The organism is Catenuloplanes nepalensis (assembly GCF_030811575.1).
GTDB lineage: Bacteria > Actinomycetota > Actinomycetes > Mycobacteriales > Micromonosporaceae > Catenuloplanes > Catenuloplanes nepalensis.
Window position 1 is genome coordinate 6836120 of sequence record NZ_JAUSRA010000001.1, and the last position, 12737, is coordinate 6848856.

The 12737-nt window shown below is 71.0% G+C and carries 14 protein-coding genes; 5 read left to right on the forward strand and 9 right to left on the reverse strand.

What is annotated here, in order from left to right; all coding sequences use genetic code 11:
- Positions 1–40: 40 nt before the first annotated feature.
- Both J2S43_RS29290 and J2S43_RS29295 read left to right on the forward strand, forming a co-directional pair.
- The gene (locus J2S43_RS29290) at positions 41–898 is read left to right on the forward strand and encodes an ABC transporter ATP-binding protein (protein ID WP_306834676.1); all 858 of its coding nucleotides are present in this window, start codon (positions 41–43) and stop codon (positions 896–898) included.
- On the forward strand, positions 895–1680 hold the full coding sequence (locus J2S43_RS29295; protein WP_306834678.1) for an ABC transporter permease: 786 nt from the start codon (positions 895–897) through the stop codon (positions 1678–1680). Before J2S43_RS29290 ends, J2S43_RS29295 begins: the two co-directional genes overlap by 4 nt.
- Before the next feature lie 774 nt (positions 1681–2454).
- On the opposite strand, the gene J2S43_RS29300 is transcribed toward J2S43_RS29295, so the two are convergent.
- Positions 2455–2958, reverse strand: coding sequence for a DinB family protein (locus J2S43_RS29300; protein WP_306834679.1), 504 nt, complete (start codon positions 2956–2958; stop codon positions 2455–2457).
- Between the two features lie 95 nt (positions 2959–3053).
- Entirely contained in the window at positions 3054–3971 is a 918-nt protein-coding gene (locus J2S43_RS29305; protein WP_306834681.1) for a class I SAM-dependent methyltransferase, read from the reverse strand.
- Positions 3972–4036: 65 nt separating this feature from the next.
- Between J2S43_RS29305 and J2S43_RS29310 the strand changes: the two genes are divergently transcribed.
- Positions 4037–4609, forward strand: coding sequence for a helix-turn-helix domain-containing protein (locus J2S43_RS29310; protein ID WP_306834683.1), 573 nt, complete (start codon positions 4037–4039; stop codon positions 4607–4609).
- Positions 4610–4639: 30 nt separating this feature from the next.
- On the opposite strand, the gene J2S43_RS29315 is transcribed toward J2S43_RS29310, so the two are convergent.
- Positions 4640–5491 carry a 3-hydroxyacyl-CoA dehydrogenase family protein gene (locus tag J2S43_RS29315; protein WP_306834684.1) on the reverse strand — a complete coding sequence of 284 codons (852 nt, stop codon included), beginning with the start codon at positions 5489–5491 and terminating at the stop codon, positions 4640–4642.
- Positions 5492–5587: 96 nt separating this feature from the next.
- Between J2S43_RS29315 and J2S43_RS29320 the strand changes: the two genes are divergently transcribed.
- Positions 5588–5944: a hypothetical protein gene (locus J2S43_RS29320; protein ID WP_306834686.1), complete on the forward strand. Its 357-nt coding sequence runs from the start codon at positions 5588–5590 to the stop codon at positions 5942–5944.
- Between the two features lie 32 nt (positions 5945–5976).
- On the opposite strand, the gene murA is transcribed toward J2S43_RS29320, so the two are convergent.
- Positions 5977–7281, reverse strand: a complete 1305-nt coding sequence (murA, locus tag J2S43_RS29325; protein ID WP_306834688.1) for a UDP-N-acetylglucosamine 1-carboxyvinyltransferase — start codon at positions 7279–7281, stop codon at positions 5977–5979.
- A gap of 401 nt (positions 7282–7682) precedes the next feature.
- Between murA and J2S43_RS29330 the strand changes: the two genes are divergently transcribed.
- Positions 7683–8264, forward strand: a complete 582-nt coding sequence (locus J2S43_RS29330; protein WP_306834690.1) for a cob(I)yrinic acid a,c-diamide adenosyltransferase — start codon at positions 7683–7685, stop codon at positions 8262–8264.
- A 4-nt stretch (positions 8265–8268) separates the two neighbouring features.
- Here the strand turns inward: J2S43_RS29330 and J2S43_RS29335 are convergent, their stop codons facing one another.
- From J2S43_RS29335 to J2S43_RS29355, 5 genes are all read right to left on the reverse strand, one after another.
- A complete protein-coding gene (locus J2S43_RS29335) occupies positions 8269–8712 on the reverse strand; it encodes a DUF2550 domain-containing protein (RefSeq protein WP_306834692.1) in 444 nt (147 codons plus the stop codon).
- Between the two features lie 13 nt (positions 8713–8725).
- On the reverse strand, positions 8726–9016 hold the full coding sequence (locus tag J2S43_RS29340; RefSeq protein WP_306834694.1) for a F0F1 ATP synthase subunit epsilon: 291 nt from the start codon (positions 9014–9016) through the stop codon (positions 8726–8728).
- Between the two features lie 129 nt (positions 9017–9145).
- Positions 9146–10276 (reverse strand): LCP family protein, encoded by a 1131-nt coding sequence (locus J2S43_RS29345; protein ID WP_306834696.1) that lies wholly within the window; start codon positions 10274–10276, stop codon positions 9146–9148.
- Between the two features lie 85 nt (positions 10277–10361).
- Positions 10362–11807 carry a F0F1 ATP synthase subunit beta gene (gene atpD / locus J2S43_RS29350; RefSeq protein WP_306834698.1) on the reverse strand — a complete coding sequence of 482 codons (1446 nt, stop codon included), beginning with the start codon at positions 11805–11807 and terminating at the stop codon, positions 10362–10364.
- The gene (locus J2S43_RS29355) at positions 11807–12736 is read right to left on the reverse strand and encodes a F0F1 ATP synthase subunit gamma (RefSeq protein WP_306834703.1); all 930 of its coding nucleotides are present in this window, start codon (positions 12734–12736) and stop codon (positions 11807–11809) included. The genes atpD and J2S43_RS29355 overlap by 1 nt, the downstream gene beginning before the upstream one ends.
- Between the last annotated feature and the right edge of the window lies 1 nt (position 12737).

Below are 12737 nucleotides of genomic sequence, written 5' to 3' on the forward strand. Positions count from 1 at the left end.
GGACGGCCCCGCCGCCCGGCGGTGGAGCGCCCGGCGCATAGTGGACCGCATGAACGCGATCTCCGTGCGCGGCCTGCACAAGTCCTACGGCGCCGTGAACGCCGTGAACGGCCTGGACCTGGACGTGCGCACCGGCGAGATCTTCGCGCTGCTCGGCCCGAACGGCGCCGGCAAGACCACCACGGTCGAGATCCTGGAGGGCTTCCGCGCGCGCACCGCAGGCGAGGTCGAGGTGCTCGGCGAGGACCCGGCCGCACCGAGCACCGCGTGGCGCGGCAAGGTCGGCATCGTGCTGCAGGGCACCGGCGAGTTCGACAACCTGACCGTGCGCGAGATCGTGCACCACTTCGCCGGCTTCTACGCGAGCGCGGACGACCCGGACACCGTGATCGCACGCGTCGGGCTGGCGGACAAGGCGCGAGCCCGGACCCACGCGCTCTCCGGTGGCCAGAAACGCCGCCTGGACGTGGCGCTGGGCATCGTGGGCCGCCCCGAGCTGCTGTTCCTGGACGAGCCGACCACCGGTTTCGACCCGGAGGCGCGGCGCGAGTTCTGGGAGCTGATCCGCGACCTGAACGCGGGCGGCACCACGATCCTGCTGACCACGCACTACCTGGACGAGGCCGAGGCGCTGGCCGCCCGGGTCGGCGTGATCGCGGGCGGCCGCCTGGTCGAGGTCGCCACCCCGGCCGACCTGGGCGGACGCCAGAACGCGCTGCCCACGGTGAGCTGGCGCACCGCGGACGGCACGGTCGCGCAGGAACGGACCGCGACACCGACCGCGCTGGTCACCCGCCTCGCCGCGGAGTTCGGCGGCGAGGTCCCCGGCCTCACGATCAACCGCCCCACGCTGGAGGACATCTACCTCCGGATGATCTCGACGGAGGACCCCCAGTGAACCTCGCTCTCCGCCAGGGCCGCCTGGAGATCCTGCAGTTCCTCCGCAGCCGCGAGTCCGTGGTCTTCACGATCGGCTTCCCGGTCATCATGCTGGCGATCTTCGCCGCGATCTTCGGCGGCACCGAGATCGACGGCGGCGTCACGCTCACGCAGTACTTCGTGACCGGCATGATCGCCACCGGCCTGATGACCGTCAGCTTCCAGAACCTCGGCATCTGGATCCCGATCGAGCGCGACCGCGGCGTCCTCAAGCGCTACCGCGGCACGCCGATGCCGAAGTGGACCTACTTCGCCGGCAAGGTGCTGTCCGTCCTGGCCATCGGCCTCGCCACGACCGCGCTGCTGCTGCTCATCTCCGTGCTGTTCTTCGACCTCAGCCTGCCGTCCACACCGGACCGCTGGCTGGCCTTCGGCTGGGTCTCCCTGCTCGGCATCACCGCCTGCACGCTGCTCGGCATCGCCATCTCCTCCCTGGCCCGCACGTCCCGCAGCGGCTCCGCCGTGGTCACCCCGATCGCGCTGATCCTCCAGTTCACCTCCGGCGTCTTCCTGGTCTTCACCGCCCTCCCCGGCTGGATGCAGTCCGTCTCCGCGCTCTTCCCGCTCAAGTGGATGTGCCAGGGCCTGCGCTACGCCTTCCTCCCCGACTCCTTCGCCGGCCAGGAACCGGCCGGCACCTGGGAACTCGGCCGCGTCGCCCTGGTACTCACGCTCTGGTGCGTGGCCGGCCTCGCCCTCTGCCTCACCACGTTCCGATGGACGGCCCCGCGCGAGGGCTGACCCCCACCCCGAACCTCCAAAACCCTCCAGAACCAGCTTTCCCACTTCCGGCGTGGTCCCGCTGGGCATGCTCCCGCGGGCACCGGTCGTCGCTGGCGCTCCTCCCTGCACGATCCGAGGCCGCAAGACCAACCCCATCGAAGATCAACCCCATCCGCCGCCCCCACGCCCGCCAGCCCTACCCGCCCACCTTTGCTCTGCTTACCTGAACATTCCGCCCAAGCCGGACGGCAACCCACCGCCCGTTCCCCGCCCGACTCGCGCCCTTTTGGACAGGTAAGCAGAGCAAGGCGGACGAGAGAGCCCGTCGACTGATCGCGCACGACGCGCTGGGCGTGCGCCACGACACCGCGAATCGGGATCAGCGCCGTAGCGCGCGCACGACGCGACGGGCGTGCGCCACGTCTTTCACAGTCAAGTCATCGCCCTGCGGCTCGCCCGCTCCCCGCTTACGCGGCCGCCCGGCCGCCGCCTGCTCCCCCGCCCACCCGCGACTTGCTCGCCTGCCGCTTACTCGGCCCGGTCGCCCGCCGCTTACTCGGCCACTCGCCTGCCGCTTACTCGGACCCGAAGGCCGTGCCGCGCCTCCCAACGGCGGGGATGCAAGATCCCTATGTGGTACCGGGCTGTTTCGACCGCCGCGAATCAGCCCGGAACCGCATAAGGATCTCCAGTCACCTCTCAGCCGCCGGGGGCCCGCTCGCCTCGGCTGGGCATTTCGGGCGAGCACTGTCCGCGGCCGATCGCCCATGCCGCGGACATGGCCGGAAGAGGTCAGCGGCCGGTGGAGCCGTCGATCTGTTCGCGGAGGATGTCGATGTGGCCGGCGTGCCGGGCGGTCTCCTCGATCATGTGGGCCAGTACCCACCGCCGCGTCGGTGGCAGGCCGCGGCCCGGCGGGCGTGGTGCGGGATCCGCCAGGCCGGTCCAGGCGTCGATGACCTCGTTCGCCTCCGCGATCGCGTGCCGATAGCACGTGATCAGCCCTTCGACCGTCTCGCCCCGCGCCGGGCGCATGGTGCGGCGCAGGTTCGTGATCGGCTCGCCCAGGAAATAGAACCGTTCGACCGCGGCCAGGTGCTTGACCAGCCCGAGCAGGTTGGTGCCCGACGCCACGCCCGCCGTGCGCACCTCCGGTTCCGGCACGTCCGCGACCTTCTCGATCACCGAGTTCCGCAGGTAGTCCAGGAACCCGCGCAGCGTCGCCTTCTCCCCCGGGTCCGTCCACCCCGGCCCGACGTCCTTCGTTCTCGGCCTGCGCTTCGGCCTTCCGGCCACCGCAGCCGGCGTTCCGGCACCGGCCGCCCCGACGACAACGCTCCCGCCGCCGGCTGGGCCGCCGCCGGCTGGCCCGGGAGCGGGCTCGCCGGTGGTCATGCTCGGGTCCGCTGAATGAGGAGAACGTTGTCGGTGACGGTGGCGGTCTGGCCGCCGGGGCCGATGGCGCGGCGGCGGGGCATGTCGGCACGGAGGATCGACCACCCGGTGGGGTCCAGGTCCAGGGAAGCCGCCACCGAAGTGGGCGTGGGGAAGTGCGCGTCCGGGTCCTGGTTCCAGGACCAGGGCGCGATGGAACCGTGGTCGACGATCAGGAGCAGACCGCCGGGCCTCAGCGCGGACGCCGCCGTCCGCAGCACCCGGGTCCGGTCGAGCGGAAACCGGGTGTGGAAATACTGCGCGGAGATCAAATCGAACATTCCACCCGGCCGCGAAGCCGGTCGCCGAAGGCCCGGCGAGCCGGCCGCGAGGTCATCGCGTTCCGCCGCCACCCGATCGGCCAGGCCCAGCTCGGCCGCGTGCGTACGCAACCGGAAGTCCGGCAAGCCGGCCGCGAGGTCATCGCGTTCCCCCGCCACCCGATCGGCCAAGCCCAGCCCGGCCGCGTGCGTACGCAACCGGAAGTCCGGCAAGCCGGCCGCGAGGTCGTGGCGCTCCCCCTCGACCCGATCGGCCAAGCCCAACTCGGCCGCATCGACACGCAACCGGAAGTCCGGGAAGCCGGCCGCGAGGTCGTGGCGTTCCGCCGTGACCCGGTCGGCCAGGCCCAGCTCGGCCGCGTGCGTGCGGAGCCGGTCGATGGCTGTGTGTGCGATGTCGACCGCGGTGACCTGCCAGCCCTGCCTGGCCAGCCAGATCGTGTCGCCGCCGGCGCCGCAGCCCAGATCGAGGGCGGTGCCCGGCGGCAGCGGCGCGGCGACCTCGGCGAGCAGCGGGTTGACCCGGCCGCCGGCCTGCCGTCCGCGGTAGTGCTTCTCCCAGAACGCCGCGGCGTCCTCAGCTGTGGTGACCATGCGACCAGCATCGCCGCGTGACTTCCGAGCTTGCAAGAAAAATTGCGGATCCGCATCATGACGGCATGGACATCACGGAGGACGTGCTCACCGGCGTCGGGCCGCGGCTGCGGGCACTGCGCCGGGCGCGCGGCACCACGCTGGCCGAGCTGGCGGCCGAGACCGGGCTGACCGCGAGCACGCTGTCGCGGCTGGAGAACGGCAGGCTGCGGCCGACGCTGGAGCAGCTGCTGCCGCTGGCCCGCGCGCACGGCGTACCGCTGGATGATCTTGTTAATGCACCGCCGACCGGGGATCCGCGCGTTCACCTGCGGCCGATCCGGCGGTTCGGGCTCACGATCGTGCCGCTGACCCGGCGGCCCGGCGGCGTACAGGCCTACAAGGTCATCTACCCGCCCGCCGGGCGCGAGGCCACCACCGAACCACAGACCCACGAGGGGTACGAATGGTTCTACGTGCTCAACGGCAGCGTCCGGTTCGTGCTCGGCGAGCGGGAGTTCGTGCTCGGCACCGGCGAGGCCGCGGAGTTCGACACCCGCGTGCCACACTGGATCGGCAGCGCCGGCGCCCAGCCCGCGGAGTTGCTCACCATGTTCGGCGCGCAGGGCGAGCGAGCCCACCTGGAACCGCACCGGTGAGTTGACCGCGACCGGCCGGCCGGCAGCGGCTCAGTAGTCGTAGAAACCCCTGCCGCTCTTCCGGCCCAGTTCGCCCGCGACGACCATCCGCTGCATCAGCTCCGGCGGGAAGAACTTCGGGTCGCCGGAGTCGGTGTGGATGTTGCGGGCCGCGTGCAGCAGCACGTCGATGCCGGTCAGGTCCGCGGTGGCGAGCGGGCCCATCGCGTGGCCGAAGCCGAGCCGGCAGGCCGTGTCCAGGTCCGCCGCCGAGACCACACCGGACTCGACCAGCTTGACCGCCTCGACGACCAGCGCGGTGATCAGCCGGGTGGTGACGAACCCGGCGATGTCGCGCTCCACCACGATGCAGGTCTTGCCGAGCGCCTCCGCGAACGTCCGCGCGGTGGCCAGCGTCGCGTCCGAGGTCCGGTGGCCGCGCACCAGCTCGCACAGCGGCATCATCGGCACCGGCGAGAAGAAATGCGTGCCGATCACCGACTCCGGGCGGGACGTGACGGCCGCGATCCGGGTGACCGGGATCGCGCTCGTGTTCGTGCCCAGCACCGCCGAGGGCTTGCAAACCTCATCGAGGGTACGGAAAACGTCCTGCTTGACGTCCAGCCGCTCGAAGACGGCCTCGACCACGACGTCCGCGTCCGCGACCGCCTCGGCGAGGTCCGTGGTCGTGGTGATCCGGGCGAGCGCGCCCTCGGCGTCGTCCGCGGTGATCCGCTCCTTGGCCACGAACCGGTCGAGCGAGGTGCGGATCGCGGCCAGCCCCCGGTCGACCGCGGACGTGTCCAGATCGCGCAGCGTCACCTGCCAGCCGGCCCGCGCGGCCTCCTGCGCGATGCCCGATCCCATCAGTCCGGCGCCTACCACCGCGAGCCGACCCGTCACGACAGCCTCCTTGAACGGTCACTAAGGAAACCTTACGTGAGGGGGACTTTGGAAAACCTCCGGTGCGCGACGGATCGGCCGGGGCAAGATGGGCGCATGCCCGATAGCACCGGCTGGTACCTGGCCGGGCCCCTCATCGCGTTCGTGCTCTGCCTGCTGCTCGGCGGCGTGCTGCGCTGGGCTCTGCGCCGGGACACCGACGCGCGGGGCGAGACCCTGCTGCACGTGCTCGACCGCGAACTGGACGAGGGCCTGGGCCTGCTCGGCGCCCAGGACTTCGGCCTGCTGACGCCGGCCGTGACCGCAGACGACGAGGACACCGCCGGGGAGTTCCGGCGGCTGCTGCAGAACGCGGGCATCCGGGCCACGGTCGCGTCCGCACCGGACGGCCGCCGGCTCATCCTGGTCTTCCCGGAGGAACTGTCCCGGGCCCGCCGGCTGATCGCTCAGTAAGCAACGCCGGCAGGCGAACACCGCTGGCCCGCTCAGTACGCCAGCTCGTCCGGCGCCTCGGATCGGTGCACCGCCACGCCCAGCGCGCGCAGGTCCGCCACGAAGTTCGGGTAGCCGCGGTCGATGTGGTGCACGTGGCCGACCTCGGTCACGCCGTCCGCGCAGAGGCCCGCGATGACCAGCCCGGCCCCGGCGCGGATGTCGGTGGCGCGCACCGGCGCGCCGGAGAGCCGCTCCCGGCCGCGGACGACCGCGTGGTGGCCGTCGGTCTTGATCTCGGCGCCGAGGCGGGCCATCTCGTTCACGAACATGAACCGGCCGTCGAAGATGTTCTCCGTGATCAACGAAGCGCCCTCGCTGACCGCGGCCAGCCCGATCGCCATCGGCAGCAGGTCGGTGGCGAACCCCGGGTACGGCAGGGTGACGATGTCGACCGAGGCGGGCCGGGTGTCCATCCGCACCCGGAAGGAGTCCGTGCCCTTGTCGACCGCGGCGCCGGCGGTCACCAGCTTGTCCAGCGCGATCTCCAGGTAACCCGGGTCGATACCACGCACGGTCACGTCCCCGCGCGTCATCGCGGCACCGTAGGCCCAGGTGCCGGCCACGATCCGGTCGCCGACCGCGGCGTGCACGACCGGCCGCAGCTCGGCCACGCCCTCGATCCGCAGCGTGGACGTGCCGGCGCCCTCGATCCGGGCGCCCATCGCGGTCAGCATCGCGCAGATGTCCACGATCTCCGGCTCGCGTGCCGCGTTGTCGATCTCGGTAACGCCCTTGGCCAGCACCGCGGCCATCAGCAGATTCTCCGTGGCGCCGACGCTGGGGAAGTCGAGCCACACCGTGGCGCCGCGCAGCCCGCCGCTCGCGGAGGCGATCACGAAGCCGTGCTCGCCGGTGATGTCCGCGCCCATCCGGGCCAGCCCGGCCACGTGCATGTCCAGCCCACGCGACCCGATCGCATCCCCGCCGGGGTGCGCGACCCGCACGTAGCCACAGCGCGCCAGCAGCGGCCCGAGCACGGCGATGGACGCGCGCAGGCGCCGGACCAGGTCGTAGTCGGCCTCGGTGCCGAGCTTCTCCGGCACGTCGATGACCACCTCGCGCACCGGCGACGTGGCGTCCGGGTCGACGAAGTCCACGGTGCAGCCGAGCCGGTTCAGCACCTCCGCCATGATGGCGATATCGGTGATCCGCGGAACGTTGGTGATCACGCTGCGCCCCGGCGCCAGCAGCGCCGCGGCCATCAACTTCAGCGCCGAGTTCTTCGCGCCGGCCACCCGCACCTCGCCCGCGAGCCGGGCCCCACCGTTCACCGAGATCTGATCCACGTGGCCCATCGTATGGGCCACCCCCACCGCCGCCTGAGCCCCTTGAGACGCAGAAGACCCGCGTCAGCCGCCACCGCGCTTCACGGACCCACCGCACCGGCTCACCTCTCGCCGAGTCGTATGGTCGGTCAGTGGGTGCGAGGTGAGCTGACTTGCGTGATCCAGATCGGCGGTCGCGGCCGAACTCCCACAGAACGAAGACACAGCGAAAGCGCCGAAAGAAAACAGCAGCGACAGAAACACCGGGCCGCAGCGGCAGCAGCGGCAGCAGCAGCAGCGGCAGCAGCGGCAGCAGCGGCAGCAGCAGCAGCGGCAGCAGCGGCAGCAGCAGCAGCAGCAGCCGCAGCGCCAGCCGCAGCGCAGAGAAGGGTCTGGATCTGAAAGGTCCGGCACGCTCTAGGGTGGGCGGCATGGCTGTTCATCTGACGCGCATCTACACCCGGGCCGGCGACGGCGGCAGCACCCGGCTGGTCGACAACGAGCTGGTGCCGAAGACGTCGCCGCGGATCGCCGCCTATGCGGACGTCGACGAGACGAACGCGGCGATCGGCGTGGCGGTCGCGATGGGCGCGCTGCCGGAGGAGATCCGGGCGGTGCTCGCGCAGATCCAGAACGACCTGTTCGACGTGGGCGCCGACCTCGGGAATCCGATCGCGGCCGAGAAGCCGGAATTCGAGCCACTGCGTGTCACCGAGGAGTACGTGACGCGCCTGGAAACCTGGTGCGACGAGTTCAACGACCGGTGCGAGCCGCTGACCTCGTTCGTGCTGCCCGGTGGCACGCCCGGCGCGGCGCTGCTGCACGTGGCCCGCACGGTCGCGAGGCGCGCGGAGCGGTCGGCCTGGGCGTTGATCGAGGCCGACGGCGAGCGGACCGGTCCGCTGCCGGCGAAGTACCTGAACCGGCTGTCCGACCTGCTGTTCATTCTGTCCCGGGTCGCGAACCCGAGCGGCGACGTGCTGTGGAAGCCGGGAGGCTCACAGCGCGGCTAGACTCTCACATCGCGGCTAAACGCGTGGAGACCTCGCCCGGTGGCGCGGACTCCAGCCAGGACAGGAAGCCGGTGACCGTGGTCTCCGCCATGGCGATCTCCACGGTCTCCCGGCCGGGCCGGGCGCAGCCCAGGATCACCCAGTCCGCCGGCAGTGAGTAGGCCTCCTGGCCGGCGGGCGACCGGCGCGACACGATCACCAGGCCGGTCCGCGTGAGCGTGAGCTTCGGCCGCAGCGCGAAGCTGAAGATCCGGTACCACCGCAGGTCGTCGCCGACGAACCGGCCGAGCCCGTTGGACCAGCCGCGCTCGGGCACGCTGATCGACGTGCGGACGCTCAGCCGGATGGTGCCGCCGGCCCGGATGAACAGGGCCCGGCGAAGCACCAGCACGCCGACCGCGAGGAGCAGGACGAGGACGATCACCCCGGCCCACTCCACGATCAGCATCCGCGTCGTCCGGTCAGTGAGCCGCGGCGGCGGGGGCCGCGGCCCGGGAGGCCTCCTCGGCCAGGACCGTCACGCCGGCCTTGGAGATCGAGAGGAACCCGCCGGTGACGTCCCACGTGAGCTGCTCACCGCCGGCGAGCTTGACCCGGACCTGGGACGGCTCCTTGAGCTGGCCGAGCAGTGGAGCGTGACCGGGCAGGACCCCGAGCTCACCCTCGGTGGTGCGGGCGACGACCATCTCGGCCTCGCCGGACCACACCTTCTGCTCGACGGCAACGACCTCGACATGCAGCTGCTTAGCCACGCCTGACTCCTCGTCAACCGGCCGACCGGTGGATGCGGGTGATCCAGGGGACGGACCGCCGGGGATTTGCCCGAGTCTAGTCGGGCGCCCGGCAGCGACCCAACCCGGGTGGTACGCGTTACACGCTGTTCACGACGCAAGTTCGGGGTGTTCCGACAGGTACTCCGCGACGCGGTCGGCCGCGACCGCCGCGAAGAAATCGTCCGCGACCGGCAGCAGTTCCTCGCCGCGGTATCCGGCGCCGCGCCCGACCGCGGCGCCGGGCAGCTGGACCGTGGTCAGGTCGTCCGGCCGCAGGTGGCGCAGCGCGACCACGTAGTCGAGCAGGTCGTGCCCGCGCCCGCTGAACGTCAGCGACTCGCCGGCCGCGCGCAGCACCCGGTCCAGCCGGAGCGGGTCGGTGAGCAGCCCGGAGTCGGTGGCCTGGGCGAGCACGGCCTTGAGGAACTGCTTCTGGTGCCGCTGACGCGCGTAGTCGCCCTCGGCCAGGCTCTTGCGCTGCCGGACGAAGTCCAGCGCCTCCCACCCGTTCATGTGCTGCTCGCCGACCTCGTACGCCTTCTGCGGCCCCCAGCCGGGGCGGAGCGTGCCGTTCGGGGCGCGGTGGATGGAGAGCGTGCGCTCGTCCACGTACATGTCGACGCCGCCGAGCGCGTCCACCACGGCCTCGAAGCCGCCGAAGTCGAGGATCGCGCCGGCCTCGAAGCGCGGGATGCCGGTCCGGCCGACCACGGTGCGGGCGAGCAGCTGGAAGCCCTGCGCGTTGTCCAGGCCGCCGGTATCCACAACCCGGCTGCCGTACGCCATGGCGCCGTTGATCTTCCCGCTGCCGCCGCGGTATCCGGCCTTGGCGAACGCCGGGATGTCCACGATCAGGTCGCGCGGGAGAGAGAAGAGGTAGGCGTGCTCGTGCGCCGCGTCCACGTGCAACACCATGATCGCGTCGGCGAGCGGCGGGCGCGGCTCCTCGTTCGGCCGCGGGTCGATGCCGACCAGCAGCAGGTCGAGCGGGCCGTCCAGGTCCACGTCCGGCGCGCTCTCGCTGTTCAGCACGCGGACGCCGCCGCCTGGCGTGGCGACCGCGAGCGGCGCGAAGTCGTCGGTGTCGCCGAAGAGATCGGCGGTGACGACCCGGCCGGAGTAGCGCTCCTCGATCACGCTGACGCCGATGATCACCAGCCCGCTCAGCACCAGCAGGACCACGCCGAGGAAGACGCAGAAGCGTACCCACCTCGGTTGTGTCGTCGTCCCGGCTGTCATTACTGAAGGTTACCCACAAATTACGGAGCGTACCCACAAAGAAGGCCCCGCCGGAGCGGGGCCTTCCTCGTCGAAAAGGAGCTGGTTACTTCATCAGCTCGTGCGCGTTGCGCTCGAGGTCCTCGAGACCGCCGCACATGAAGAACGCCTGCTCGGGGAAGTGGTCGTACTCACCCTCGGAGATCTTCTTGAACGACTCGATGGTCTCCTTCAGCGGAACCGTCGAGCCCGCGACGCCGGTGAACTGCTCGGCGGCGTAGGTGTTCTGCGAGAGGAAGCGCTCGATCCGGCGGGCGCGCCCCACCGTGACCTTGTCCTCCTCGGACAGCTCGTCCATGCCGAGGATCGCGATGATGTCCTGCAGATCCTTGTACTTCTGCAGGATTCGCTGCACCTCACGGGCGACCGAGTAGTGCTCCTGGCCGACGAACTCCGGCGCGAGCAGCCGCGAGCTGGAGGCCAGCGGGTCCACGGCCGGGTAGATGCCCTTGTCCGAGATCGACCGCTCGAGGTTGGTCGTCGCGTCCAGGTGGGCGAACGTGGTGGCCGGCGCCGGGTCGGTGTAGTCGTCCGCGGGCACGTAGATCGCCTGGAGCGAGGTGATGGCCTTGCCCCGGACCGACGTGATGCGCTCCTGCAGCAGACCCATCTCGTCCGCCAGGTTGGGCTGGTAACCCACGGCGGACGGCATGCGGCCGAGCAGCGTGGACACCTCGGAACCCGCCTGGGTGAACCGGAAGATGTTGTCGATGAAGAGCAGCACCTCCTGGTTCTGGACGTCGCGGAAGTACTCCGCCATGGTCAGCGCGGACAGCGCGACCCGCAGACGGGTGCCCGGCGGCTCGTCCATCTGGCCGAAGACCAGCGCGGTCTTGTCGAGCACGCCGCCCTCGTCCATCTCCAGGATGAGGTCGTTGCCCTCACGGGTCCGCTCGCCGACGCCGGCGAAGACGGAGGTACCGCCGAAGTTGCGGGCGACACGGATGATCATCTCCTGGATGAGCACCGTCTTGCCCACGCCCGCGCCGCCGAAGAGGCCGATCTTGCCACCACGCACGTACGGGGTGAGCAGGTCCAGCACCTTGATGCCGGTCTCCAGCATCTCGGTCTTCGGCTCGAGGTCCGCGAAGGCCGGGGCCTTGCGGTGGATCGGCCAGCGCTCCGTGATCTCCAGCGTCGACTCGTCGGCGTTGAGGAACTCGCCGAGCGCGTTGAACACGTGGCCGCGGGTCACGTCACCGACCGGCACCGAGATGCCCGCGCCGGTGTCCTTGACCTCGGCGCCGCGGACCAGGCCGTCGGTCGGCGCCATCGAGATCGCCCGGACGATGTTGTTGCCCAGGTGCTGCGCGACCTCGAGGGTCAGCGTCTTGGCACCCGAGGAGAGGGTCACCTCGACGTGCAGCGCGTTGTAGATCTCCGGCATCGCGTCACGCGGGAACTCGGCGTCGACGACCGGGCCGATGACCCGGACGACGCGACCCACGGCGGTCTGCGGCGCACCGTTCACCGGTGCAGCACTAACTGTCATCACTCATCACTTCCCGCCGCCGCCAGCGCGTTGGCGCCGCCGACGATCTCACTGATCTCCTGGGTGATCGCGGCCTGCCGCGCGGAGTTCATCTCGCGTGTGTAGGTCTTGAGCAGCTCGTCCGCGTTGTCCGAGGCGCTCTTCATCGCCCGCCGGCGGGCTGCCCACTCGCTCGCCGCCGAGTCCAGCAACGCCGCGTAGATGCGCGTGTTGATGTACTTCGGCAGGAGCGCGCCGAGCATCTCCTCCGGCTCCGGCTCGAACTCGTACGCCGGACGCGGTCCGCTCTCGCGCTTCTTCTCCTCCACCTGCATCGGCGCGAGGAAGCGCGAGCCGGCGGACTGGGTCATCAGCGACTTGAACTGGGTGCTCACGATGTGGATCTCGTCCACGCCGTGAATGCCGTCCGGGCCGTAGGTCGACTCGGTGTCGTCCGCGCCGGCCTCGAACGCGGCCAGCAGGCTCTCACCGATCTTGCGGGCGTCCGCGAACGTGGGCTCGCCGGAGAAACCGGTCCAGCTCGCCTCGACCGGACGGCCGCGGAACGTGTAGTACGAGAGAGCCTTGCGGCCCACCACGTACAGCGTCACGTCCTTGTTGTCCGCCCGGAGCCGCGAGATCAGACCTTCGGCCGTCCGGATCGCGTTGGCGTTGTAGGCGCCGGCCAGGCCCCGGTCACTGGTGATGAGCAGCACGCCCGCCCGCAGGACCCGGGGACGGGCCTGCAACAGCGGGTGGTCGATGCTGGCGTTCGAGGCGAGCTCGGTGAGCACGCCGGTGATCGCCTCCGCGTACGGCTTGGCCGCGGACTGCCGCTCCTGTGCCTTGGCGATCTTGCTGGTCGCGACCAGCTCCTGCGCCTTGGCGATCTTCTTGGTGGACCGGACCGAGCGGACCTTACGGCGCAGCGCCTGTACCTGACCGGCCATG